Origin of the sequence: Paludibaculum fermentans, assembly GCF_051172195.1 — a bacterium.
Classification (GTDB): domain Bacteria; phylum Acidobacteriota; class Terriglobia; order Bryobacterales; family Bryobacteraceae; genus Paludibaculum; species Paludibaculum fermentans_A.
On the sequence record NZ_JBPJAQ010000001.1, the window covers coordinates 90,189 to 115,896 of the forward strand.

The 25,708-nt window shown below is 63.4% G+C and carries 22 protein-coding genes; 9 read left to right on the forward strand and 13 right to left on the reverse strand.

Going from position 1 to position 25,708, the window contains the following annotated elements; translation table 11 throughout:
* The first annotated feature begins 47 nt into the window (after positions 1–47).
* From ACR9Y2_RS00355 to rpiA, 3 genes are read left to right on the forward strand one after another with little or no spacing between them, the layout of a single operon-like run.
* Positions 48–1,673: a CRTAC1 family protein gene (locus tag ACR9Y2_RS00355; RefSeq protein WP_435039029.1), complete on the forward strand. Its 1,626-nt coding sequence runs from the start codon at positions 48–50 to the stop codon at positions 1,671–1,673.
* A 41-nt stretch (positions 1,674–1,714) separates the two neighbouring features.
* Complete coding sequence (locus tag ACR9Y2_RS00360; protein WP_435039030.1) at positions 1,715–4,408, forward strand: hypothetical protein; 2,694 nt, start codon at positions 1,715–1,717, stop codon at positions 4,406–4,408.
* 31 nt (positions 4,409–4,439) lie between these two features.
* Complete coding sequence (gene rpiA / locus ACR9Y2_RS00365; protein ID WP_435039031.1) at positions 4,440–5,144, forward strand: ribose 5-phosphate isomerase A; 705 nt, start codon at positions 4,440–4,442, stop codon at positions 5,142–5,144.
* On the opposite strand, the gene bshA is transcribed toward rpiA, so the two are convergent.
* The 5 genes from bshA to ACR9Y2_RS00390 all read right to left on the reverse strand — a co-directional run bounded on the left by bshA (position 5,141) and on the right by ACR9Y2_RS00390 (position 10,926).
* The gene (bshA, locus tag ACR9Y2_RS00370) at positions 5,141–6,244 is read right to left on the reverse strand and encodes an N-acetyl-alpha-D-glucosaminyl L-malate synthase BshA (RefSeq protein WP_435039032.1); all 1,104 of its coding nucleotides are present in this window, start codon (positions 6,242–6,244) and stop codon (positions 5,141–5,143) included. The two genes, rpiA and bshA, sit on opposite strands and share 4 nt — an antisense overlap.
* 10 nt (positions 6,245–6,254) lie before the next feature.
* Positions 6,255–7,220: a hypothetical protein gene (locus tag ACR9Y2_RS00375; RefSeq protein WP_435039033.1), complete on the reverse strand. Its 966-nt coding sequence runs from the start codon at positions 7,218–7,220 to the stop codon at positions 6,255–6,257.
* The gene (locus ACR9Y2_RS00380) at positions 7,217–8,374 is read right to left on the reverse strand and encodes a sensor histidine kinase (RefSeq protein WP_435039034.1); all 1,158 of its coding nucleotides are present in this window, start codon (positions 8,372–8,374) and stop codon (positions 7,217–7,219) included. Before ACR9Y2_RS00380 ends, ACR9Y2_RS00375 begins: the two co-directional genes overlap by 4 nt.
* Before the next feature lie 22 nt (positions 8,375–8,396).
* Positions 8,397–8,945, reverse strand: coding sequence for an SAM-dependent methyltransferase (locus ACR9Y2_RS00385; protein WP_435039035.1), 549 nt, complete (start codon positions 8,943–8,945; stop codon positions 8,397–8,399).
* Between the two features lie 61 nt (positions 8,946–9,006).
* Entirely contained in the window at positions 9,007–10,926 is a 1,920-nt protein-coding gene (locus tag ACR9Y2_RS00390) for a hypothetical protein (RefSeq protein WP_435039036.1), read from the reverse strand.
* A 142-nt stretch (positions 10,927–11,068) separates the two neighbouring features.
* Here ACR9Y2_RS00390 and ACR9Y2_RS00395 point away from each other — a divergent pair, with 142 nt between their 5' ends.
* From ACR9Y2_RS00395 to ACR9Y2_RS00405, 3 genes are all read left to right on the forward strand, one after another.
* Complete coding sequence (locus tag ACR9Y2_RS00395) at positions 11,069–11,884, forward strand: FecR family protein (protein ID WP_435039037.1); 816 nt, start codon at positions 11,069–11,071, stop codon at positions 11,882–11,884.
* 101 nt (positions 11,885–11,985) lie between these two features.
* Positions 11,986–12,465 carry a hypothetical protein gene (locus ACR9Y2_RS00400; RefSeq protein ID WP_435039038.1) on the forward strand — a complete coding sequence of 160 codons (480 nt, stop codon included), beginning with the start codon at positions 11,986–11,988 and terminating at the stop codon, positions 12,463–12,465.
* A 181-nt stretch (positions 12,466–12,646) separates the two neighbouring features.
* Positions 12,647–13,417 (forward strand): PIG-L deacetylase family protein, encoded by a 771-nt coding sequence (locus ACR9Y2_RS00405; RefSeq protein WP_435039039.1) that lies wholly within the window; start codon positions 12,647–12,649, stop codon positions 13,415–13,417.
* A gap of 10 nt (positions 13,418–13,427) precedes the next feature.
* Here ACR9Y2_RS00405 and ACR9Y2_RS00410 read toward each other — a convergent pair whose 3' ends face one another.
* Together ACR9Y2_RS00410 and ACR9Y2_RS00415 are read right to left on the reverse strand one after the other, a co-directional pair.
* A complete protein-coding gene (locus ACR9Y2_RS00410; protein WP_435039040.1) occupies positions 13,428–16,052 on the reverse strand; it encodes an ADOP family duplicated permease in 2,625 nt (874 codons plus the stop codon).
* A gap of 111 nt (positions 16,053–16,163) precedes the next feature.
* Entirely contained in the window at positions 16,164–17,423 is a 1,260-nt protein-coding gene (locus ACR9Y2_RS00415; protein ID WP_435039041.1) for an MFS transporter, read from the reverse strand.
* 120 nt (positions 17,424–17,543) lie between these two features.
* On the opposite strand from ACR9Y2_RS00415, the gene ACR9Y2_RS00420 reads away from it, so the two are divergent.
* The 3 genes from ACR9Y2_RS00420 to ACR9Y2_RS00430 are packed head-to-tail and all read left to right on the forward strand — an operon-like array spanning position 17,544 to position 20,128.
* Positions 17,544–18,248 carry a hypothetical protein gene (locus tag ACR9Y2_RS00420; protein ID WP_435039042.1) on the forward strand — a complete coding sequence of 235 codons (705 nt, stop codon included), beginning with the start codon at positions 17,544–17,546 and terminating at the stop codon, positions 18,246–18,248.
* 30 nt (positions 18,249–18,278) lie between these two features.
* Positions 18,279–19,361, forward strand: a complete 1,083-nt coding sequence (locus tag ACR9Y2_RS00425) for a sensor histidine kinase (protein ID WP_435039043.1) — start codon at positions 18,279–18,281, stop codon at positions 19,359–19,361.
* A complete protein-coding gene (locus ACR9Y2_RS00430; protein ID WP_435039044.1) occupies positions 19,358–20,128 on the forward strand; it encodes a LytR/AlgR family response regulator transcription factor in 771 nt (256 codons plus the stop codon). Before ACR9Y2_RS00425 ends, ACR9Y2_RS00430 begins: the two co-directional genes overlap by 4 nt.
* Positions 20,129–20,143: 15 nt before the next feature.
* Here the strand turns inward: ACR9Y2_RS00430 and ACR9Y2_RS00435 are convergent, their stop codons facing one another.
* The 6 genes from ACR9Y2_RS00435 to argC form a co-directional block, all read right to left on the reverse strand.
* A complete protein-coding gene (locus ACR9Y2_RS00435; RefSeq protein WP_435039045.1) occupies positions 20,144–20,863 on the reverse strand; it encodes a polysaccharide deacetylase family protein in 720 nt (239 codons plus the stop codon).
* 25 nt (positions 20,864–20,888) lie between these two features.
* Positions 20,889–22,136 (reverse strand): mandelate racemase/muconate lactonizing enzyme family protein, encoded by a 1,248-nt coding sequence (locus ACR9Y2_RS00440; protein ID WP_435039046.1) that lies wholly within the window; start codon positions 22,134–22,136, stop codon positions 20,889–20,891.
* A gap of 138 nt (positions 22,137–22,274) precedes the next feature.
* Positions 22,275–23,246, reverse strand: a complete 972-nt coding sequence (locus tag ACR9Y2_RS00445; protein ID WP_435039047.1) for a molybdopterin-binding protein — start codon at positions 23,244–23,246, stop codon at positions 22,275–22,277.
* 138 nt (positions 23,247–23,384) lie between these two features.
* Positions 23,385–23,918, reverse strand: a complete 534-nt coding sequence (locus ACR9Y2_RS00450) for an N-acetyltransferase (RefSeq protein ID WP_435039048.1) — start codon at positions 23,916–23,918, stop codon at positions 23,385–23,387.
* Positions 23,915–24,697: an acetylglutamate kinase gene (gene argB, locus ACR9Y2_RS00455; protein WP_435039049.1), complete on the reverse strand. Its 783-nt coding sequence runs from the start codon at positions 24,695–24,697 to the stop codon at positions 23,915–23,917. Before argB ends, ACR9Y2_RS00450 begins: the two co-directional genes overlap by 4 nt.
* Positions 24,694–25,701, reverse strand: coding sequence for an N-acetyl-gamma-glutamyl-phosphate reductase (gene argC / locus ACR9Y2_RS00460; RefSeq protein ID WP_435039050.1), 1,008 nt, complete (start codon positions 25,699–25,701; stop codon positions 24,694–24,696). The genes argB and argC overlap by 4 nt, the downstream gene beginning before the upstream one ends.
* Between the last annotated feature and the right edge of the window lie 7 nt (positions 25,702–25,708).

The following is a 25,708-nucleotide window of genomic DNA, read 5'->3' on the forward strand; positions in this document are numbered from 1 at the left end:
AGATCTCCTTCCAGCACCTACCGCCTGTCGTGCGCGATAGTAGAACCATGCGCCGTTCCGCCTGGGGCCTGCCGGCCTTCCTTCTGTTCGCCTCAGCGCAAACTCCGCCCATCCAGTTCCGGAACGTAGCCGAATCCGCCGGCCTCAGGTTCGTCCTCGAGAACGCCGTTTCGCCCGAGAAGCGGATGATCGAAACCATGGCCGGAGGGCTCGCTGCCTTCGACTACAACAGCGATGGCCGCACGGATATCTTCTTCACCAACGGCGCGGCGTACCCGTCGAACGAGAAAAACGGCCCCAAGTATCTCAACCGCATGTTCCGGAACGACGGCAACTTGAAATTTACGGATGTAACGGCGGAAACAGGTCTCGCGGGCGAGGGCTACGGCATGGGCGCCTCAGCCGCCGACTACGACAACGACGGGTTCGTCGACCTCTTTGTCGCCAGCGTGGGCACCAGCCGTCTCTACCGCAATCTCGGCAATGGCAAGTTTCAGGACGTCACCCGGGAGTCTGGCATTGTCGACAACGAGTGGGCCGTTGCCGCTGCCTGGTTCGACTATGACAATGACGGAAAGCTCGATCTGTGGGTCACGCACTACGCCAAGTGGCCGCCCTCCACCGACCGGTTCTGCGGCGACTCCCAGAAAAACATCCGCGTCTACTGTCATCCAAAATACTTTCAAGGGCTGCCCAACCGGCTCTTTCACAACCTGGGCAACGGGAAGTTTGAGGACGTCAGCAAAAGCGCCGGGCTCCTCGCTTCCCCCGGCCGCGGCATGGGCGTCGCCGTGGGTGATTACGATGCCGACGGTCGGCCCGATGTCTTTGTCACCAACGACAATGAGCCCAATTCTCTCTTCCACAATCTCGGCGGCGGCAAATTCGAGGAGGTCGCGCTCATCGCCGGTGTCGCCATGATGGATAGCGGTAAGCCCGTGGCCAGCATGGGCGCCGATTTCCGCGACTACGACAACGACGGCTGGCCTGATATCGTCGTGGTCGACCTCTACAACGAAACCTTCCCCCTGTTCCGCAATACCGGCAAAGGCGGTTTTCGCGACGCGACCTACGCCAGCGGACTAGCCCGCCTCAGCTCCAAATTCAGCGGTTGGGGCCCCGGCCTGGCCGACTTCAACCTCGACGGCTGGAAAGATCTCTTCGTCTCCAGTGCCCATGTCAACGATTTGGTGGAGCAGTTCGAGCGCACGGAATACCGGCAGCCAAACCGCATTCTGCTCAACGAAAAGGGCACGTTCCGCGATGTCTCCTCGACGGCCGGTCCGGACTTCCAGGTGGCCCGCGCACACCGCGGCCTCGCCTTCGCCGACTTCAACCAGGACGGCCTGCTGGATGCCGTCGTCTCTTCCCTCAACGATCCGGCGGAACTGTGGATCAACTCCACGGTCACCGACGGCGAATGGCTCATCGTCCAACTGGAGGGCGTCAAATCCAATCGCGACGGCATCGGCGCTCGCCTGCAGTGGGGCAGCCAATTCAATGTGATGACCACCGCCATGGGCTACTCTTCCTCCGCGCACTTCGGCGTCCATTTCGGAGCCCCCAGGGGGCAGGCGCCTGCAACGCTGGAGATCCTATGGCCGTCCGGCAAACGTCAGACCGTCGCCATTCCGAAAGCCCGGCAAGTGATCAAGGTGAAGGAAGAACAGTAACCACTCAGGGGGCAACCGACCCTTATACTGAGAGTTCTCCCTTGTCACGAATCAGAACCAATCTCCCCAGCCTTTTGCTTGCCCTGCCCCTTCTGTTGCCGGCGCAACAGCCTGCGCCAAAGCCGGAGGCACCCGGCAGCGCACAATCGGCCGCACCGGTAAATGGCGCCGCCCCGGCAGCAACCCCAGCGCCCGCGACATCCACCGCGACATCTACCGCACCGTCCCCGGCCGAGGACACGAAACGCGTCGAGCTCAATCTGCTGGGCAAAGTGAATAGCGCAGCAGGCGAAAGCCGCCGCAATGAAAACGTCCAGTTCAACCTCGTCGACAACAACGCCTTGAAGGAGCTGAATCTGCGCCTCGGCGTCGTCGCCACCATCGTCCAGGACTTTCGCGTCGACCGCGGCTACTTCGGCTCCGAGTTCGGCAATGCGCCCACCACGGTGCTGCACGTCGCTCCAGCTCGCTGGAACGGCTTCCACGGCAGCCTCTACTACACCCATCAGAACAGCATCTTCAGCGCCCGCTCGTTCTTCCAGGTAGGCGGAGTAAAGCCCGCCCGCGAGAACGATTACGGCTTCCGTTTCCAGGTGCGCCTGTGGCGCGGCGCTTTCCTGCAACTCGACGGCAGCCAGGACCGCATGCGCGGCAACGTGAACGGCAACGTGCTGGTGCCCAAGCCGGACGAACGCACTCCGCTGGCGACCGATCCAGCCGTGCGCGCCCTCGTCGCCCGCTTCCTCAGCGCCTACCCCACGGAACTGCCCAATCGCACCGACGTCAACGCCCGCGCGCTCAACACCAACTCACCGCAGGTGATCAACAACAACAACGGTGGCCTGCGGCTGGACCAGACCCTGGGCACCCGCGATCGCCTGGTGGCGCTCTATCAGTTCACCGCCCAGCACGTCGAGGCATTCGAATTGGTGGCCGGCCAGAATCCCAACACCGACACAAAGTCGCATCGCTCGCGCCTCACCTGGACTCGCACCTGGAACCCCTCCACCGTCAGCGAACTCTCCGGCGGCTTCGACCGCATCGGCTCCCTGCTGGTACCCGAGAAGAACGCCGTCGGCGTGATGGTTTCCATCTCGGGTCTCGAAACATTGGGTCCGCAAGGTTCCATCCCCATCGATCGCGGCAACAACATGTTTCGCTATGCGGGCGCACTCCGGCGGACCGCCGGCCAGCACCAGTGGTACACGGGTTTCGGAATTCTGCGGAGGCAGTTCAATGGCGTCGAATCCGACGCCCACCGCGGAGTCTTCTCCTTCGCCAACGACTTCGGCCGCGACGCCATCACGAACCTGCGGCTGGGCATCCCCACCCAGTACATTGTTTCCATCGGCGAAGTGAATCGCGGCTTCCGCAATTGGGATTTGCAGTTCTACGCCGGCGACAACTGGAAGGTCTCCAAGTCGCTGTCGCTGAACTACGGCCTGCGCTACACGCCCGCGCCAGCCCCCCACGAGGTCTTTCATCGCAACCCGGTGCCCTACTCCTGCGACTGCAACAATTTCGCGCCTGAGTTCGGTTTTGCCTGGAAGGCTCCGGGCCGCCTGGGCATCATCCGCAGCGCGTATGCGCTGCAATATGGCGAGATCTATCCAGTCACCTTCCAACAGACCCGCTTCAGCCCGCCGGGCAGCGAGAAGATCGTCGTCCCGTCACCGAACCTGCTCGATCCGCTCGGCGGCGTCACCTCCGTCGGCGGCCGGCCCAACGCCCTTGGCAACCTCTACCTGCTGGCCCCCGATCTCCGCACACCCTACTCGCATCAGTACAACTTCTCGTGGGAACCGGAGCTCAGCAGCAACTGGAAACTGCAGTTCGGCTATGTCGGCAGCCGTTCGCACAAGCTGCTCATCATGTGGTACCTCAACCGCGGGCAGGTGGTGCCGGGCATTCCCCAGACCTCCTCAACGTTGAACCAGCGCCGCGCCGACCCCACCCACGCCGAAATCCGCTATGTGACCAACGGCTCGCGCGGCTACTATGATGCCTTCCGCGCCTCGCTGTTTGCCCCGCGCTGGCATGGGCTCTCGATGGACATGCAGTATTGGTTCAGCAAGGCGATGGACCTGGGCGCCGCTTATTCCAACACCGCATACGACAACGATTCGCGCATCTCGCGCAGCCAGAATGAGCACGAGACGCACGCCGATATGCGCGGCCTCAGTGCGTTCGACCAGCCCCACGCGTTCCTGTGGCGCGGCTCCTACGCCCTGCCCGGCTGGAACCAGCGGCCGCTGCTCAAGAACACCGTAGCCGGCTGGAACCTCGCGGGCGTTGTGCTGATCAAGCAGGGTACCCCGTTCACCGTAATTACGGCCGACGGACCCGGTTTCGGCAATGTCGACGGCAATGGCAACGACCGTCCCAATCTGGTCGATCCCACCATCCTGGGCCGCACGGTCGGCAATCCGGATGAATCGCGCGCCCTCCTGCCGAAATCGGCGTTCTCGTTCATCCAGCCCACTGACCCCAGTGGCAACCTGGGCCGCAACACCTTCCGCAAAGGTGTAATTCACAACGTGAATGCATCCCTATGGCGCTCGTGGGTGGTCACCGGCGAAAAGCGCCTGACCCTGCGCGCCGAATCGGTGAATCTGTTCAACACGCCTCAGTTCGCTGACCCCGGCCTGGACGTCACAAATGCCAACTTCGCGCAGATCACCAACACGTTGAACGACGGCCGGACTTTCCGCTTCCAGTTGCAGTTCGGCTGGTAGCCGGGCGCATGATGGAAGCAAGGAGAGGGCCATGCAGCGCGAAAGCCAATTGCTGAAGCAGTTCCACTGGTCTGCGGAAATCGCCAACTACGACGCCAAACGCCGTACGGCGGAACGTATCGCCACCGAAGTGAAAGACGGCCAGGTGATCGGCGCCGGCAGCGGCTCCACCAGTTTCGTCGCGCTCACCACACTAGCCGAGCGTGCTCAGCGCGAAGGGCTCCGCTTCAGCGCCATTCCGACTTCCCACGAAGTCGCGATGGCTTGCGTCGCTTTGCGCATTCCCACCCTGCGCCCTGCAGATGCTGTCCCCGACTGGTATTTCGACGGCGCGGACGAAGTGGATCCGGCCGGCAACCTGATCAAGGGACGCGGCGGAGCCATGTATCAGGAGAAGCTCATCCTCCGCAGTAGCCCGAAGACGTTCATCCTGGTCGATCGCTCCAAACTCGTGGAGCGGCTGGGCACACGCTTCCCCGTGCCCGTGGAGGTGCATCCCATGTCGGTCCGGCTGGTGGAGGCGGAGTTGCTGCGCCTCGGCGCCACCGAGATCCGCATCCGCACTGGCTCCGGCAAGGACGGTCCGGTGATTACGGAAAACGGCAATATGATCTTCGACGTACGCTTCGCCGCCATCGGCGCGGGCCTCGAGAAGGAAATCAAGTCGATTACCGGAGTGCTGGAATCGGGCCTCTTCTGGGGTTACGGCGTCGAGATCGTCACCCCGGACACCTAACGCGCCAGTACCTCCCGGTAGAACGCCTCGTACCTCGGAATGATGTGCGAGGTGCAAAACCGTGATTCCGCCGCATCGCGTGCCGCCCACTTCATGCGGTTGCGCAGATCTGGATTGGTTAGCACTTCCACCACACGCTGCGCCTGCGAGGCAACGTCGGCCACCTCTTCCAGGAAGCCATCCACCCCGTGGGTGATCACCTCCGGCACTCCGCCCACCCGCGTAGCCACCGGAATGACGCCGCACGCCATGCCCTCCAGCGCCGCCAGTCCAAATGACTCCATCCGGCTGGGCAGAAGCATCATGTCGCACTGCGGGATCAGCCGCTCGATGTGGTCCTGTTTCCCCAGGAACTCGACATGCTCGTGGATGCCGAGCTCAAAGGCAAGCCGCTCCGCCGCACCCCGGTCGGGTCCGTCGCCGGCCATCCACAATTCGCAGTCCACATGCTCACGAACCAACTTCAAAACCCGCACACAATCCGTGATCCGCTTCACCTCCCGGAAATTCGAGATGTGCAGCAGCCTCGGCCGCCCCTCGTGCGGCGTCTTCGCCATGCGGTAGAGATCGCAGTTCACGAAGTTGTGGATGACTCGGACTTCATTCTTCACGCCGAACACATCCAGCGTCTGCTGCTTGAGGTGGTCGCTGATCGAGGTGACGCCGTCCGACTGCTCGATGGAGAACTTCGTGATGGGGAAGTAGGAACGATCCGTACCCACCAGCGTGATGTCGGTGCCATGCAGTGTCGTGATGTAGGGCAGCCTGCGCGTCGGCTGTGACATCGCTCGCGCCAGGTAGGCCGAAGCCGAATGCGGAATCGCATAGTGCACGTGCAGCAGGTCGAGGTTCTGCCATTCGGCAATCTCGGCCATGCGCGACGCCAGCGCCAGGTCGTAGGGCGGGTACTGGAAGAGCGGATAAGTCGACACTTCCACTTCGTGGTAGTGGATCCGCGGAGTGCCGGGGTCCAGCCGGATGGGATTCGCATAGGTGATGAAGTGGACTTCATGGCCGCGTACGGCCAGCTCCAGGCCCAACTCCGTGGCGACAATGCCCGACCCGCCGTAGGTGGGGTAGCAGGTGATTCCAATCCTCATGACGCTCCGTTCAGGGCTTCCAGATTAGTTCGCCATAGCCCAATTGGCCGTGGACATTCTCGGCCGGGTGGGCCACATCACCGCCACCGTACCAGACCCGGACGCGCTCCGGCTCGACGATCACCGTCGGGTCGCACACCACCTTGTTGTTCCAGGGCTCGGCGCCTTCGATGATCAGTCCAGTGCGTTTCCAATGCACCCCGTCGGCCGACCGGGCCAGCCCCAGGCGCCGCACCTCGTTCCGGGCGCGGCCGGTGTAAAGCATCCAGTAACTGCCGTGCGCCTGCCAGACCGCAGGCTCGCCCAGCCCGTTCTCATCAAATGCGTTTTCTTCGCCTAGCTCCAGAACTGGGCTGGAGCGCAGCTTGGTCCAGCGGGTACCGTCGTCACTCACCGCGACACCCAGCCGCTGGCGGCGCGCCCGATCCTCGCCGAGATAGTACAGATAGAGGCGGTCACCGGATACGAAGAGGTAAGGGTCGGCTGTGGCGCGCTCGTCCCAGGCGCCGCGTGGACCAAAGTCCACTACCGGAGCCGGCTCCTTTGTCCAGCGACTCGCATCGTCAGATCGCGATATGGCGATGCGTGGAGGGGATCCGGCCTGGTAGAGATACAGGAACTGGTTGCGCCAGGCGACTACCGCGCCGTTGGCGGCGATGTAGTCCCCTTCCCAGGTTTTGGGGTCGGGCGAGAGAATCCTTTGCGCACCCGTCCAGGCTAAACCATCAGAACTGTTGGCTTTAGCGGTATGCCAGGCTTTGCCGTCATACACCGAGTACAGATTCAGCAACGATCCATGCCACGCCAGGACACTGGGATTGAGTGTATCGACGGCTTGTTCACGATAGATCGGTCCAGAATGCGGAGCCCACTCGTAATGTCCTGTTTCCGGCGGTCCCACAGAGGTGAGTTGGAAATCGGAGTAGCGGCCGCAGGCGGCCAGGCCGAGGGCGGCCACAAGGAGGAGGCGCTTCATATCGGCAGTCGGATTTTGAGTTCCGAGCCGCGGCCCGGACGAGAGGAAAGCGCCAGGTCGCCGGACAATCCGCGGACCCTGCGCTGGATGCTAAGTGGCCCAATTCTAAGGAGTTCCAACTCCTCCAACGAAAACGTGCCGGCGAACGGGAAGCCCGTGCCGTCGTCTTCCACATCAATCAGCAGGGTGTTGTCGGCGCGGGCCAGGCCCACTGCAACCCGCGACGCTCCAGAGTGCTTCCGCACGTTGTTCAGCGCTTCCCGGACAATCTGTACGACTTCAGTGGAACTGTCGATGTCATCATGCATTGCGCCCGGGTCCACCTTAAACGTGGCGGGGATCCCGGAGTCTTTTTGGAAGAATCCAACCGTGGACCGCAGCGCGGCAGCCAACCCGGCCCCATCCACTTCCACGGGCCGCATACTGCGCACAAATGTCCGCACTTCCGTCACTTGTTGACCGCAGATTTCGCGCAGTTCTTTCAGCTCGGCCATGCCGGCGTCAAAGTTCCGCTCCAGCATCTTGCGGACGATTTCCAGACGCATCTGGATGCTGATGAAGCTCTGTAAGGGGCCGTCATGAAAGTCGGCGGCGATGCGCTCGCGCTCTGCCTCGCGCGCCTGCTGCGCTTCCTTACGGTAGAGTACGGCTTGCCGCGACGTGTTCGAAAGCCTGTCGATCAGGCTCTGTTTCTGGAGCGCCACCACGCACCCGAACATGCCTAGAATCAACAACAAAGGCTCCAGGGTGCCGGCATTGGGCGGCCGCGCGCTGATGACGAAAGCGAGTGAAAGGACCGTGGTCAGCAGGACATCCCGCCAATCCTGCAGTGTGGCCATGGCCAGGAACAGGTAAAGCGCAGCCACGGCGGCCAGCCACAAGCTATCGGCATCGCTGAGGGCGACACACAACAGGAACGTGACAACATCCAGGATCAGATTGAAGATGTCCAGCCGGTCGATGCGCTCCGGCCAACGCCAGAAGATCGACACCAGGCTGTAAATGGTGAGGACAACGACAAAGATGACCCAGGTGCCCGTCGCTACAGCTGTAGAAGCCAGCACGACCCAGAGACAGGCCGCCCCGACGAGCGCGCGCAGGAAACTCAGGTAGCGGCGCCAAAGGTACGGCAGGACAATCTGATCGGAAACCACGGTAGCGGACCTCGTCTACACCCTAGCGAATGTAGAGGTACAAAGTATGGCTGCGCCCTTCCCCGTCATCAGGGATGTGCTCTTCCTTGTCGGCCGTCCAGCCCTTGAACATGAAATCGTGCGCCACGACGCGCGTCCCCTTCTTGAGCTGCTTCTCCAGCATCGGCCGGATCTTCTCGTTCGAGTTCGGCAACAGATAGACCGTAAGGAGGTTAGCGCTGGAGAAGTCCTGCTGCGTAATGTCGCCGTTGATGATGCGGGCGTGTTTTTCCAGGCCCAGCGACTTGATGCGATCCGTCGACTGCTTGTAGAGATCCTGGTCGAGTTCGATGCCGACCGCCTCCGCCTTAAACTGCTGAGCCGCCATGATGACCACCCGCCCGTCGCCCGAGCCGAGATCGAAGATCTTCTCGCCCTTCTTCAGGCCGCCGAACTTCAGCATGCGGTCTACCACGCTTTCCGGCGTGGGGTAATAGGGCGCCAGCTTCTCACCCGACGGTTTGGGAGCGGGTTCCTGTGCCGAAACTGCCAGCATGAATAACGAGAGAACGAGGGGGAGTCGGCGGATCATGAGGGCTTCTCCTGATGCTATGGTACTTGCTTTCACGTGAGGCGCGCTTCGCATTTCAGCGTTACTGCGCAACGTATAAGCGCACTCGATTGCTGGCCTTACCGCCGGCTTCGATGGCCAGCTCGGAGGAGCCGGCGTCGACGAACTCAGGCAACTGCACCTCTACCAGGTAGTAGCCTATGTAGCCGGGCGCCAGTGTGGCCCGGACCACCTCAAGGGGTATGCCGTCCATGGAAGCCCGGATGCGGGCCACGACACGCGGAGCATCTTCCAGGGGCGCGGCCATGCCCGTCGGCCAGTCCGGCTGAACCCGGCCTAGGCCGCTCATCAGAATCTGTACCCGCATGCCTGGACGAGCCGGGTGCATCGCGTCCAGTTGGACACCGGAATCGGCATCGATCAGGACGGGCGTACCGTCACGGTCGATGAGCACGGCCGGAGCGGTGCTTTGCAGCGGGAGTCCAAAGACAACCGGGCCTTGCGCCGCGTTTAGAACGAGTTGCAGGGTGTCGCCGGAGACCTCATAGGGCACCTGGATCTGCGATTCGGCTTCGTTGGAGGAGAGTACGGGGACGGACGTCCGGTTGGCCGAAGCCGTGCCAACGCTGGCGCCAAGCACACTCAGCAGCGCACCTGGCGCGGCGGCCCGCTGGCCATAGTCAAACGTATGGACCACCCGCGGTTGCCGCAGCCGGTGCGGAGCTAAAGCCGCGTAGACACCGTAGCCATCCACGGCTGCAATCAGCAGGTTACCGTCGTCATCCAGGCGTACATCGCGCACCGCGGCGTCGGGCAACCCGGCGCTGAGCGGCTGCCACGCCGTGGGCATTGCTGGAGCACGTAAGTCCGCCATCGTGTAGAAGATACCGCGCGAGGTGGAGAGATAGAGGGCGCCGGTCGAGCGTTCTGCCGTCACACCATAGGCAGGGCCTTCAATCAGATTTGCGGAGAGGTCGTCCCAGTAGCCGCCGCCGTTCAAAGTCCTCAAAACACGGGGCCCGGAGCCTGCACTGGAGAGAGCGGCCAAGGCGAATGAGCGATCGGCCGGATCCAGCCAGAGCCGTTCGATGGCGCCTGAGCCCGGCAGCGCCGGAAAGAGCCGCCAGGAGCGGCCGGCATCGAGGCTCGACCAGAGGCGTCCGTCCGCGGCACCGGCGTAGACGGCATCGCCATAGGCGCTGGCGGCGGTGATTGTCGCATTCAAACTCGTGGAAAGACTGCGTTTGAGTTCGGTTTCCACCGTGGAAGCAGCATCCCTGACGGGCAGCCAGCCGCTGTTCTGGCCAGGCATCCACTCCAGGTCGCGGTGCGAGGAATCGGAGCCGGAGTCGACGGCGATACGAACACCGCGGCTGCCGGAAGCGGCCGAAAGGATGCGCCGCACAGGCAGGTTGGGCAGGGCTTCGTTCAATCCTTGCCACGAAAGTCCAGCATCAACCGAGTACCAGACGCCGGTCGCCGTGGCGGCCACCAGGCGCTGGTCATCAGACGGGTCGACGGCCAAATCGCGGACATCCGAGCCGAGCAGCGATTGAGTGCGGTACTGGGTGAGATTGTGCCAGTTCAGGCCGCCGTCTTCTGAGCGCCAGGCGTTGCGGCCGGCGGCGTAAACCACGGCGCGGTTGGAGTTTGCGGCGAGCAGGTGGGCGGAAACTTCCGGCGCGATGGCGCCCGCGGGAGGCGGCGTCAGCGCAGGTGGCTGGGCTGTGTCCAACTGCCACTGCTCCATGTCGGCTGTGGCATAGACGCGTCCGCTGGCCAGGCGGACCAGGATGCGGCCGTCCTGGCTGAACCACACACGGTCCGCCGCACCGCCGGCAGGTGAGGGCAAACCCAACAATTGACTGGAGTTACCAATCCTGCGCCAATCGAGAAGAGAACGGGAAGATTGAGCCGCGGCGGGCCAGGCAATGGCGGCACACGCCAGCACCGTGAAGGCGGTGGCGGTTCGCTTGGTGAGGATTGTGTACCGGCGACCCATGGCCTGCGTCTATTCTACCCTGAGAAGATCGACTACTCCTTGCAGTAAGTTCACGTACCCCACTGATTTTTCAACAGAATTCGCAATCGGGCCGCTACTTGCTTTGCATTTTTGGTGATAAAGTAGTGTTCTGTGGGTCTGTATGTTCGCTCGTAGTGGGTTTAGCTTCGGCAAGGTCATCACGGCGTTTCTGCTGGCAACCCTTTCTCTGCCTGTTCTCAGGGCACAATCCCTCTTCCAGACTGACACGGCCGCCAAGGCGATTACCGTACAGGGTAGCGTTTCGCTGGTTCGGGACACGGAACTCTGGGCAGTCAGCATGGGCGATTCCATACAGGCACGGCAAGTTATCGTGACTGGTCCAGACGGGTACGCGGCCTTCCGTGTGTCGGACGGCAGCACGTTCGAAGTCTTCTCCAATTCGCGAGTGACCTTCCGGGCCAATCCCGGCAACTGGCGCGACATGGTGGACGTTTGGCTGGGCCGCATCCGGGTTCACATCCAAAAGTTGGGCGGACAGCCGAATCCGAACCGGGTGCACACCCCCACGGCAGTCATCTCGGTGCGCGGCACGATTTTCGACATTAGTGTAGAAGACGACGACGAGACCACGCGGGTTGCCGTAGAAGAGGGATTGGTCGCCGTCGAACACCGGCTGATGCCGCGGGACGGTGATCCCCGGCTGGTAGCTGCCGGCGAGGAACTGGTGGTCTACCGCAACGCTCCGCTGGCGGCGGAGAAGCGGCTGGATCGCGGTCGCATGATGCAATATGTTGCGGACGCCCTATATCAGATCCTGATGCGCACGCCTCGACTGGGTGGCAGCGGCACTGGTGGTGTTCCCGGCGGGACCACCCCGCCCCCGACCTCTGGTGGTGGTGTACCTGGCGATACCGGCGCAACGCCGCCGCCGCCCCCTCCTCCTCCGCCGCCTCCGCCCGCCCCTCCGGGCGATTAACTTCGCTTATTCCCACGCCAACAGGCTGCTCCAGTTAAACTGTGTGTAGAGTGTCTCACGGCATAATCACACTGCTACTTGCGCTCCAGGCTGCTGCTCCCGTGCCGAGCATCGCACCGGATTGGGATTTGAAGCCGAAAGTGCAGAAAATCGGTCCCGAAGTAGAGAAACTGCGGCCCGTCCTGGTGCAGTTGCAACCCGAGAAGTGGACCGCTGCCGGGGCACCCGTCGCGTATGAGAAGCAGTACAAAGACTGCCTGACGGCGATCGGGTATGTGCAGAGCACCGCGGGGCGATTGGCTGAGCAACCGGCCAAGCTTTCCCTGGCCGTGGAAACCCTCGTGCGCCTGGAGAGCCTGGTGCAGATGGCGTCCAGTGTGAGCCAGGCAGTGCGGCGTTACCAGAATCCAGCCATTGCCGACCTTCTGGATGGCGAGATCAGTGCGGCCGGGGCCAGCCGGGACTGGCTGAGGCAGCACGTCTCCGATCTGTCCATACTGCGGGAAAAGGAGCTATTCGTGGCCGAACAAGAGGCGCAGAAGTGCCGCGCGCAGACGTTGCACCAAGGGAGCCGGAAGTGAGTCCACAGAGCCCGACGACGACGGCCAAAGCGCTCGTCTGCAACATTTGCCGGGAACCCTCCCAGCGGATATGTGTCTGGTGCACCAAGGACACCTGCAATAATCACCTGTGCGCCAAGTGCGGCCGGTGCAGCGACTGCTGCGAGTGTGAACAGATCAGGGAGCGCGGTACAAGCGAATCATGAAGAAGCGGATTCTTTGCCTTCACGCCCATCCGGATGATGCGGAATTGCTGGCTGGGGGCACCTTGGCGCTGCTTGCAGCGCGCGGCCACGATGTGGTGATTGCGACGATGACGGCAGGCGACTGCGGATCAGTGGAGTACGGCCCACAGGAGATCGCCAGCATTCGGCAGGTTGAGGCCGCCAACGCGGCGGCGATCATCGACGCAGAGTATCACTGGGTGGGCTTCGACGATCTGGCCATCTTTTCCGACGATGGGTCGCGACGGCGGGTGACGGCTGCGTTGCGGCGCCTGCGTCCTCACATTGTATTGACCTCGTCGCCGCGCGACTATCATTGCGACCATGAGGCCACCTCGAAGCTCGTCACCGATGCGTGTTTTGGTGCCTCGGCCCCAAACTATCTGACGCAGGCCTACGACCAATCCCCCGCCCTACCAGCGATTCCGCACCTTTATTATGTAGATCCGGCGGAAGGGATCGATCGGGAAGGCAACACGATCGCTCCGCAGTTCGCGATCGACGTGGCCAGCGTTATGGACGTGAAGCGCCGCATGCTGGAAGCGCACGAAAGCCAGCGGAACTGGCTGCGCAAGCAGCATGGGATGGACAATTTCGTGGAAACGATGGAGACCTGGTGCCGCTCGCGCGGGGCGCTGGCCGGAGTCGAGTTCGCGGAAGGCTTCCGGCAATATGGCGGCCACGCCTACCCGCGCACGCCGCTGCTGCAGGAACTGCTAGCCGACCTTGTGCTGACCGTGCGCCGCTAGACGGGGCCTTTCATTCCTGCCGCAGCACGACCAGGGGGTCGATGTGGGCCGCTACCCATGCGGGCCGCAGAACAGCAAGCAGACCTGCGGCCGACAGGACCACGCACGCTACAACCAGCACGGGCCAATCCAGAGGCAAGGGTGAGAAGACCATGGCACGCAGCGAGCGCATGAACGCATGGGCGCCCAGGAGCCCGCTCGCCAGCCCCAATAACAACAGACGGCCCGCCTGCCACAAGACGCCGGAGGCCGCCCGGCGCGAGGTTGCACCCAGAGCGAGGCGGATGCCCAACTCCCGCCGGCGTTGTTCGACCGAATAGGCGATAGCGCCATACAGACCCAGGCTCGCCAGCAACAGAGCCAGCACGCCGAACGCAGCCAGCAACGAGGCTCGGAACCTGGGCGTGGCCACGGAGCGCGCCAGCACTTCTTCGAACGTGGCGATCCTGTCCACCGCGATGTCGCGGTCGACGCCATTCACGGCTCGGCGCACCGCTCCGGTCAAGGTCAGCGGGTGTTCGGCGCGCACCACCAGAAAGGCGAAGGGCGGCGGCATGGACGGGTACATCTGGTAAACCTGCGGTTCGTCCTTGTCGTCCAGTCCACCATGACGCACATCGCCCACTACGGCGAGCACGGTTTGCCAGAGGCCATCGCCAGCTACCGAACCGAAGCGAAGACGTTTGCCAATGGCACTCTCTCCCGGCCACTGGCTCCGAGCCAACTGGCGATTCACGACGACGAACTGGTTGCCTTGCGCCAGATCCGCGGCCTCGGGCAACCGGCCCTCCAGCAAAGGGATTTCCAGAGTGCGGAAATACGCCGGACTCACTACATTCCAATTCGCGGTGGGCCGCTGGGCATCTGTGGCGGGCGGCCGATCCTGCAATATGAACGCATCGGAGAATCCGCTACCGCCCAACGGCAACGCCGTTACCAGAGCCGCCGAGCGCACGCCGGGCAGCAGGCTCACTTCCCGCAAGGCTCTCTCGTAAAAGGCGCTGCGCCGCTCCGGTTGCTGATAGCGTGCCATGGGCAGGCGCACCTGCGCGGTGAGCACGTGGCGCGGCTCAAACCCGGGGGCGACGCTGGTGAGGAGGGCGAAGCTCTTGAGCAGCAGGCCCGCCCCGGCCACAAGCACGAGACTGAGGGCGACCTGGGCAACCACGGCCAGCGACGACAGGCGACCCCGCGCGCGGTCCCCCGACAAGCCGCCGGCACCGGCTCGGATGTAGCTGCTGAGCTGGAGTTGTGAGTTCCTGAGGGCAGGCCATAGGCCGCACAACAGCGCGCTGGCGGTCGAGATGGAGAGGGTGAAGACCGCTATGCGCCAATCCAGCCGGATCTCGGCGAGGCGCGGAATCTCCGCCGGCAGCAGCGGCACAGCGGCGTGCAGCAGCAGGGCCGCCAGCACCCATCCAGCCAGCGCAGCCAGGACCGCGAGCAAACCGGTCTCGGTGAACAACTGTCCGGTGATGCGCCAGCGGCTTGCGCCCAGCGCCAGTCGAAGTGCGATTTCCGGACGTTGGGTCGAACCCCGCGCCAGCAGAAGCCCACCCACATTGACGCAGGCAATCAACAGGACCAGCAACACGGCGCCCAATAACAGCAGAAGCTGTCCTCTGACGGGCTGCGCGACCAGGTCGCCCCAACGTACGGCGCGGACAGCCAGGCCGCGCTCCGGCGGCATGGCCGACAGCCGTTGCCAGACCGAGTGCGGGGATCCGGAGTCCGACATCCGGCCTGACAGCGTGTAGAGACGGGCGTCGGCAAAACGTTCCTGCGATCGCACCAAAGGCAGCCATACGTCGATGGGCACGTGGCGCCGTAACCCTTCCGGATCGCGAAAATCCTCCGTCAACACACCCAGCACGGTGTAGGGCTTCAAGTTCAGTCGGACCACGCTTCCGACGACAGCCGGGTCGCCGGCGAAACGCCGCTTCCACAACGAGTAACTGAGGCAGGCCGCCGGCGGGGCTGAAGGCTCATCGTCGCCCGCCTGCAGGAGTCGTCCAAGGAGTGGCCTCGCCTGGAATAGTTGGAAATATCGGGCGCCGACGGCGACGGCGTCCAATCGCTCCGGCTCGCCGCCGGCCATCAAGGTGACACTTTCCCAACGGGACAGGCTCAGGTGGTCCAGGCCCGAATGGGATCTGGCGATGTGCGTGGCGTCGGCGAAAGAGACCCGTGGGCGCTGCGCGTCGCCGCCTTCCTCGACATACCCCACCAGGCACAAGCGATCCGGCTGAGGGTAAGGCAACGGCCGGAGCAGTGCCCAGTCGGCTACGGCGAAGGTGGCCGTTACCCCGCCAATAGCCAAGGCGAGCACGCTGACGACACTGGCCGCGAAGCCAGGGCGGCGGACACAGCCGCGCACGGTGAAGCGCAGGTTCTGACCAGCGAGCTCAAAGAATCCGAGGCCACAGGCGTCGCGGCACTCCTCCTTCACCTGCTCTACTCCACCCAACTGCAGCCGGGCGACCCGCTCCGCTTCTGCGCGGCTCATCCCGCCGTGCTGTAAGGACCGAGCCTGCTGCTCCAAATGGAAGCGCAATTCGTCGTCCAGTTCACGCTCCACCTGCCGCCGAAGCACGAGCGCGCGAATCCGGAAAACCAAATCTCTCCATACTGCCATGCGTCCACCTTCCGCCGTGGGCGGGCGCCCCCCCTACAGCTTCTACAGGAAAGTCTAACGGCACTTATGTCGAAGTGCAAGGGAAGGAGCACGCCGCTGCTGCAGGAACTGCTAGCCGACCTTGTGCTGACCGTGCGCCGCTAACGCCGCGTCGTTGGAGGCTCGATTGACCCACAACCAGCAGGAATAGCCCACCAGCGGAACCAGCGTGGCGCCGACGAAGGCCGCTTCCCATGAGCGGGCGTCCATCAGCCGCCCGAACCAGGGCATGGACAGCGCCACGAAAGCCGACCAGGAACCGGCGCCCAAGCCTGCGATCAGCCCGGCATTCGCCGTGGTGAAGGTGTGCGTCGCATAGCTGATGGCGACGATGACATTGCCGCCGGCGACGAACATCGTCCAGAACAACAGGAACAGCAGCACGGGGAACGACTGGATCCGCGCCCCGAGGGCAAGCGGCAGCGTCATGAGGAGGGCGGCCAGGGTGAGGGCGCGATAGACGGGCATGGGATCGGGCCTGTTCCGGCGCAGGCGGTCGGCAAACCAGCCCCACAGGAAGTAGCCGCACTCCCAACCAAGCGGCGGGATCCACAGCACATGGCCGATCTCGACCTGCGACTTGCCCAGCGCCCGGACGAAATAGATGGGCGCTTCGTAGAGAACGAACGCCAGCGGCAGGCAGCCCAGGGCGTAGGAAGCCATGAAACTCCAGAGGCGGGGATCGGTCCATTTCATAGCGGGCCGCGGCGCCGTGGACAAAGCGTGGGTGCCGGGCTGGACGGGCACAGGATGAGTTGCGCGGAGTTCGGGCCGGCGGCTGATGAGCAGCCAACTGGCCAGCCAGAGTGCTCCAGCAAAACCGGTAAAGAGGAAGGCCGCTCGCCAGCCATAGGCCTGGTAGATGGGTGTGACGATGAGCGGAGTGAGCACGGCGCCCAGCGAGCCGCCGCTATAGGCGAGAGCCACGCCTCGAGAACGCAGCCGGTCGGGCAGTGTCTGAACGACGGTCCGCAGGCCGCCCGGAAACGTGGCACCTTCGCCGAAGCCCAGGGCGGCGCGCGCTACGGCAAACCCGAGGAAGCCGGAGACGAAAGCATGGGCGGTGGAAGAGAGCGTCCAGAAAGCCACCGCGACGAACATGCCGACGCGGACGCCCCACCGATCGAGCCAGCGGCCCCAAAGCGGATTGCCCAGCATATAAGCGATGGAGAAGGAAGAGATGATCCAGCCGTACTGCTCCGCTGAGAGCTGGTTGTCGCGCAATATGGTGGGCGCCAGCAGGGCCAGCGTGTTGCGGTCGATGTAGCTGATGAGGGAGACCAGCAGCATCGAGACGGCGGGGACCCAGTGTCGCCAGGGCGTCGAAGGCATTCCCCGTAGTGTATCGACTCGTCCCACCGCAGCGCCGCTCTATCCGGTCATTCGCCGTTTCGTCCGATTCCGGGCAACCAGCCCCCGGCGCGGCCGCACACTGGCCTCATGAAGAAAACAATGTTGCTGGCATTCGCGGCGGGCTCATTTGTACTGGGGCTGATGACGGCGCCCGGCCGCGGGCAGGACACCAAACAGCATGGCAAGAAGATCCGCTTCGATCACATCGTGCGGAACGACTTCTTTGCCGGCCTTACCGGCGACCGGGAAGCGTTCGCGCGCGCCATGCGGGCGGCCGAGGAGACACTCAAGGAAGATCCGAAGCACGCCGAGGCACTGGTATGGCATGGCGCGGGGCTCTTCTCGCAGTCGGGCCAGGCATTTCAATCCGGCGACCTGCAGAGGGGGCAGGAGATGTGGGAGCAGGGACTGGCTGAAATGGACGAAGCCGTGAAGCTGCGCCCGGATACGCCGGCGACACGGATCCCGAGAGGCTCCTCGATGCTGGTTGCGTCGCGTTTCGTACCGCAGGAACGCAAAGCCGCCCTGCTGGAGCGGGCTGTGGCCGATTTCTCGCACATGTACGAGTTGCAGAAGGACTCGCTGGACAAGCTGGGCACACATCCGCGCGGCGAGCTGCTGATGGGACTGGCCGACGGTTACGACCGCACAGGCGATAAGGAGAAGGCGAAGGCGCTGCTGGCGAAAGTGGTGAGCGAGATGGGCGACACCGTATATGGCAAGCGCGCGCAGAAGTGGCTGGATACGGGTGAGCTGCCGCCGGCGCAGCGCAACTGTATCGGCTGCCATACGCCCGGTCATTGACCGGCGCCGTGAGTACACTGGAGATCTGAGATGCAGTGGGTTTATTCCGACAAACCGGGCCTGACGTGGCGGCATGTGGGTATGGTGCTGCTGTTCAACGCGGCGATCGGCCTGGTGCTGTGCCTGTTGAACTTCGCCTACAACCCCGGCGCGCGCAGTTCGCAGTTCGGACTCTACCTGCTGGCCAACATGATCTACGCGCAGCTCATCGGCTGCACCGCGGCGTTTAGCATTCCGTGGCTGGCTGTCCGCATCTGGCGGCTGCCGAAAGTGACGATGTGGCTCGTCTACATTGCTTCGCTGGTGGCGGTCGCAGCCATAGGCACCCTGCTGGCCGTGGGCGGGCTGTTGGCGGTGGGCATTATTTCCAGCCGTGAGTTCTGGCCGCAGTTTGTCGGCAGCGTGCGCACGGCTACCCTGATCACAATCATCGTGGGCATTGCCAGCTTTGTCATCGAGACCCTGCGGCACCGCGTGGAGCACACCACCCTGGAGTTGAAGCAGCAGCAACTGGAACGCGAGAGAGCGCAGAAGCTGATGCTGGAGGCGCGGCTGAGCTCACTGCAGTCCCGCCTGCAGCCCCACTTTCTCTTCAACACGATCAATTCCATCCTGTCGATGATCCGCGACGAACCAAAGGGTGCGGAGGAGATGCTGCAGCGCCTGGCGCGGCTGCTGCGGTTCGCCCTGGACTCGCAGGAGCGGAGCACTGTCTCGCTGGGCGAAGAGATGAAGCTGGTGAGCGACTACCTGGAGATCGAACGCACCCGGTTTGGCCAGCGCCTGACGTTCTCGATTGATATGGATCACGAGGCGATGAATTGCGAGCTGCCGCCCTATGCGCTGCAGACACTGGTGGAGAACTCGATGAAATATGCCATAGCACCGAAGCGCGAGGGCGGCCGCATCGGCATTATTGTGCAGCGGGAGAATGGCTGGCTGGAAGTAATCGTGGAAGACGACGGGCCGGGCTTCAGCCGTGACGAATTGAGCGAGGGACATGGCCTGGACACGCTGGAAAAGAGGCTGGCGCTGCTCTATGGCGGGTCCGGCCTGCTCTCGATCGAGGGCAACAAGGTGAGGCTGCGACTGCCGGTGGGGGTGCCGGCATGAGCTTGCGGGTCTATCTGGTCGACGATGAAGAACTGGCTGTACGACGCCTGGACCGGATGCTGCGGGAGACGGGCCGGGTGGAGGTGGTGGGCAGCTCCACGGATGCCGTTCGGGCCCAGCAGGAGATCGAGCTACTGGTGCCGGATGCGTTGTTTCTGGATATCCAGATGCCGGGCATGACGGGCTTCGACCTGCTTGCCAGCCTGAGCTTCCAGCCGCTGGTGGTGTTTGCCACAGCCTACGACCAGTATGCTTTGCGAGCCTTTGAGGTGAATTCGCTCGATTACCTTTTGAAGCCGGTGGAAGAGGCTCAGCTCGACCGTGCGTTGGGGAGGCTGGAGCGGCTGGCGGGAGGCGAAATGCCGCGGCCGGCGCTGAAATCGCTGATCGACCAGGTGCAGGCGGCGCTGCTGGGGCAGTCCCGCCAGGAGAGCCTGCGGCGCATCCCTTCGCGCATCGGAGAACGCGTCCACTTCATTGAACTTTCCCGGGTGACGCACTTCTTCGCGGAAGACAAGCTGACGTACGCCGCCACTCCGGAGAAGAATTGGGTGGTGGACAAGACCATTGCTGAGCTGGAGCAGAAGCTGGACGCGCAGCAGTTCGTGCGGGTGCACCGTTCGACGCTGGTCAACCTCAGCTTCGCCGACGAACTCTATCCCTGGTTTGGCGGCAAGATGATCCTGCGGTTGAAGGACCCGAAGAAGACGGAGATTACCGTGGCGCGGGACCGGCTGAAGGATCTCAAGGACCGCCTGGGGATCTGATGAGGCGGACTTGGCTCACTCCGGGCGCGGCGCGGCGGGCCGGTTCAACAGCTCACTGACCGTGACAAACTCATAACCGGCCTCGGCCCACTTGGGCAACAGCAGGCGGAGCGACTCCAGGGTCGATTCGATGTTGGGATGGTGAGTGAGTTCGCGGCCGTCGTGGAAGCAGAGGATCGCGCCGGGATGGGCGCTGGTTTCCATTCGGGCGGTAATGCCCTCGGCGGAGAGCCGCCAGTCGCGGGCCAGGCTCGTCCACATGACGCCAAGCAGGTTGAGCCGTTTCTGCGCGGGCCGCAGTCCGAACCAGCGGGCGCCGAAGGTGGGGCGCACGAGGGTGGGTGTCACGCCGCAGGTGTCGGCGATGGCCTGCTGGGCGCGCTCCAACTGATCGTAAATAAACTGCGAAGAGCGCAGGTACAGCGCGGGGTGTGTGTCGGTGTGATTGCCGATCTCGTGTCCATCGGAGGCGCAGCGGACGGCGACGCGCGGCAGGCGGCGGACGTGGTGGCCGCACTGGAAGAAGGTCGCACGGGCGCCGTAGTCGTACAGCAGGCTCAACAGGTCAGGTGTCGATTCGCTGGGTCCGTCGTCGAAGGTCAGGGCGATGGCGCGCCGGTGGACGGGGCCTTTCCAGACCGAAGGTCCAAACAACTGCGCCGAGCGGCCGCGCACACCATAAGCAGTGACGCCGGCCGCCGCCAGACCAGCGGCGCCGAGAACTTCGAGGACCATTGAAGGGGAGTGTATCAAAATAGGGTCAGGCGCCGGTGGGCGCCCAACGCTGGCTATGATCCCCGGTGACGGCCCAGGTCTCGGCGGGCGAATGGAACTTGAAGAAGGACCACGGGCCCGGGATCCACGGAAAGCGGTCGAGGACTGAGAGATTCACTTCAATGCCGAAGCCGGGGCGAGTCAAGTCCATCTCCAGGACGCCCTTACGGATGGGCAGCGGCTCCGACAGAATCTCTTCCGCCAGCGGGAAGGGGTACATCCCGGGCTGGGTGATGGAGCGGTAGCAGGGGTATTCCAGCCAGGGCACCACGGTATCCGGCCAGCAGATGCCCAGATGGGCGGCGGCGAGGATTTCGAGGTTGGTGCCCCAGGAATGGAAAGCGAAGGAGAGCCCGGCGCGGGCGAGTGAAGCGAGCAGGCGCCGGCCCAGGTAATAGCCGCCCTGGCAGACGAGATCGGCTTGCACGTAGTCGACGCAGCGGGTGGCGATGAGGTCGTCGAAACCGTCTTCGTTGGGCTCGTGTTCGCCGGTCGCGAGAGGAACCTCGTCGAGGTCTTTCAAACGCGAATAGGCGGCATGGTCGTGCGGCGGCAGGGGCTCTTCCAGCCAGGTGACCTGCAGGCGGCCCATCTCGCGGGCCAGGCGGTGGACGGTCTCTTCGGAGTAGCTCTGATCCCCCATACGCCACCAGGTATGGGCGTCGACCATGATTTCGAAGCCGGGGCCGGTGGCCTCGCGAATGCGGCGGATGGTTTCGAGATCGGCTTCCGGACCCAGCGCGGGACGGAACTTGTAGGCGGAAAAGCCGTGGGCTGCCAGTTGGGCAGCTTCATCAGCGTAGCCCTGTGGACTCTGGTACATACCGGCGCTGGCGTAGAGGCGGATCTCGTCCCGCACATGTCCGCCGAGGAGGGCACAGACCGGGACGTCGAAAGAGCAGGCGGTGAGGTCAAAGAGGGCAATCTCGACGGCGTCGTAATACCGCGACAGCGCAGGGGTGACGCCGGGCAACTGATGGAACAGGATGCGCACGGCGTCGGGGTCGAGCAGGTTGCGTCCAACCAGAAAGGGCGCGATGAAATCGCGAATACCCGCCAATGCTTCCTCATGGGCCGGTCCTGGCGCGTAGCCGCGGATTCCGTGTTCGCCTTCGACACAGATCAACATGGCGTCGCGCTTGACGATGGTGCGTTCGCCGCCCAGATAAGGGAGGACGAGCGGCTCTGCTAGTGGCGAGGACAGCAGGAAAGCCTGCACGGAACGAATCTGCATTCGACCTTCAGGGTTCCGCAATTGCCGGGCGAAGTCAACTCACAAGGTGGGCAGTGGAAAAAGAGGGCCGGCGCTGGTCATGCGTCCGGCCCTGAGTATTGCGTACCCGATGATGGGTAGCGTTTGGAGGAGATCAAATCAGCCCAAAAGTCCGCCGTGCCCGAGGCAGGCGATCTCCCAGCCGGAGACCCGGTAACGGGCCAGCATCGGGGGGAGTACCAGATCGACAACATTGCGCTTGGCCGAACGGAAGCAGCCTGGCGCCGAGACGACAGGGACGTCGTCCTTGTACCCGAGCAGGAGGAGGTTGCCGGGTTCGACTGGCGCCAGAAAGCGCTCGAGGTGGCAGCCGCAGTCCATCATGGCGCGGCCGATGACGTCATCAGGGCCGGCCGGCGCTGTGGTGGAAGCCACGAGGATCGCGGTCGGCTTGGCGCGCAACAGGTGGCCCAGCGCCTTGGTCACGGTCGCTTCATCTTCCACGCAGGCCAATGAGAAGCGGCAACTGAGCCCGAACTGGTCGAGCCGCTGGCGCATAACGCTCTCGAAAAGCTGGCGAGCGCGGTCGCCGGAACACGGATCGGTATAGAGGACAGCGACCGCGGGGTCGCGAATGGGGCGCGCCTGGAGGATGGGGCCGCGTTCGTTCAGGATGGACAGGACGGCATCGAGCTGTTGCTGGGTGACCGCAAACGGCGAGCTCTTCACTGTCGCGACACGGTCGCCGGTGCGGGCGAAGCTGAAGTTCTGCGCCGTGGCAATTACGACGCTGGCGGTACAGTTGATCTGCTTGAGCAACTCGTCATCCACCAGGATGCTGGTGTTTTCAGTGGCTATGAGGTTCGCACGGCCGCCGGCCGCCAGCCGGATCTCCAGGGAACCGCAACCGATGAGGGAACCGACCTGCGCCACCGCATCGTCTTCGCCCACCTCACCTTCGTCCAGTTGAGTGACCCAGACTTTGCGCATGCCCTCGGTTTCCAGCAGGCGCACGTCTTCTTCACTGATCAGATGACCTTTGGCGAGCAGTTTCTTACCGCCGGGCCGGAAGATGGTGCAGCAAAGCACTCGGCCGTTGGCTTCTTGTACGTCGATGGTCAGGGCGCGCATGGGACTCCTATGCCAGGGAGACTTCAGACTGGAGTTCGCAGCCCGCGGGCGACCGGTTCGGCTCACCCGGCTGCGATCTTCACAGGAGTAGTGCGCGGCCAGTGGAGAATCTCTCCACCGAATATTGGGATAAAAGAATCAGTTGTGCCGAAAAACCGGAATCTGAATCAGCGTCTCGTCGACCACCGAACGGCTGATGGAAGGGAGTGTCGTTTCCGGCTTGAGTCCCTTGAAGACGGCGATTTCGTCGCATGCCTGGAACTTGGGACAGCGCAGGCAGTCCTTCCAGGCCTTCAGCGGGAGGTCTCCGCGATCCACTTCGTGGTAGCCCATCTTGTCGAAGAAGCGTGGGACGTAAGTGAATGCAAATAAAGCGTCCAGATCATATTCGCGGGCTTCGTTCTCGAGCGCATCCATCAACGCGCGGCCGGCACCGGTGCCCTTGGATTCGGGCGAGACGGCAAGCGAACGGACCTCGGCCATGGTGGGGCCGTAGAAATGGAGCGCGGCGCAGCCCAGCAGGCCCTCGCCCTCGTAGAGAACCGTGAAATCGCGGATGCCTTCCGAGAGTTCGAATTCGTTACGCGGCAGCATAATGCCTTGCCGGGCGTAGTCATTAATGAGCTTCAATATGGCGGGAATATCCACCATTCTGGCTTTACGGAGAGTCATTGTTGAGCCTCCTTCACGATCCGCGTTCCGAGCACTTCCCCGTTCAACAGCCGCTCAATCACCCGCGGCGCCGAACCCGGCGCGATGATAACTTCACCGACACCCTGGGCCAGCGCGGCGCAGGCGGAGTTCAGTTTGGCCTGCATGCCGCCGGTGGCCACGCCCTGGGCGATTAATTCCTGGCAACCGGGCACATCCAGGACGGGCACGGTGGTGCCATCGGCCACCCTCACGCCGTCGACATCGGTCAGGAATAGCAACCGGGCCGCCTGGTAGCCGGCAGCGCAGGCGACGGCCATCTGGTCTGCGTTCACGTTGTAAATGGCCCCCGCGCGGTCGCCCGCCACACAGGCGACGACGGGGATAAATCCATGCTCCACCAAGGCGTTGAGCACCGCTGGGTTCGTTTGGAAAATCTCGCCCACCGCACCCAGTTCCGGGTTGAGCTGGCGCGCTTCGGCCAAGGCTCCGTCGATGCCGCTCAAACCGACAGCGGGAGCTCCGGCGGCAATGAGCGACGACACCAGTTCTTTATTGACGCTGCCGGCAAAGACCTTCAGGACGGCGTCGATGACGTCCGGAGAAGTCACGCGCAGTCCATTCACAAAGCGGCTTTCGACGCCTCGTTCCTTCAGAAACCGGGTCATCTGCTTTCCGCCGCCATGAACGACGACCAATTCCACACCGGTGGAGGGCAGGGCCGCGATCTGGGCCGCCAGGCCGGCGCGCGAATCCGGACTGTCGAGCAAGGTACCGCCCAGCTTGACGAGGACTCTCATAGCAAACCTTCGGTTTCCTGGAACCCGAGCATCAGGTTCATGTTTTGAATGGCTTGGCCAGCTGCGCCCTTGCCGAGATTATCGATGCAGGACACCACCACGGCGCGGCCGGTCTTCGAATCCAGCTTCACGCCGATGTCGCAGAAGTTCGTGCGGTTGACCCCGCGCAGATCGGGCACTGCCCCAGCCGGGTAGAGCCGCACAAAGGGCTCATTCCGGTAGGCATTCAGGTAAATATCGAGCAGTTCGGCGGACGTGGTCACGCCCTTTGCGCGGAAGTAGATCGTCTCCAGGATGCCGCGATGGATCGGGATCAGCTGGGCAGTGAAGCTGAAATCCTCATCCTGGAGTCCGGAGTTCATCAGGACCTCGGGTACGTGCCGGTGGTCGAGCAGGGAATAGGCCGAGAAGTTCTCAGTCACTTCGGAGAAGGACGTCTTGAGGCTGGCTTTGCGGCCGGCACCACTGACTCCACTCTTCGCGTCGCAGACGATGCCGCGGGCCGTGTCGACTACACGGGCCTGGACCAGCGGGCGCAGGGCGAGATTGGCGGCCGTCGGATAGCAACCGGGGTTCGACAGCAGGCGGGCCTGGGGCACCGCCGCACGGTTGAACTCGGGCAGCCCATAAACTGCTTCCCGCAGAAGTTCCGGCTGCGTGTGGTCCGACTTATACCAATGCTTATAGTTCTCGGGGGTGACCAGACGGAAGGCGCCGCTGAGGTCCACAACACGGATGCCGGCCGGCAAAAAGGCCGCGGCCAATTCCATGGAAACTTCAGGCGGCGTGGCGAGAAAGACAATTTGAAGGCCGGCCTCGCGAGCGGCTTCGGCGGTGCACGGAATGCGCTGCGGTCCCGAGTGGCCGATCGGCTGGGGATCCTGCGTCGAATCGGCGCGGTGCTCCAGCAGCCACGGGGTCACACCTGTGTGCGCCGTGAGAATCCGTTCCAACTCCATTCCGCTGTAGCCGCGGAAACCGACAATACCGACATTCGTGGTCATGAGTCTG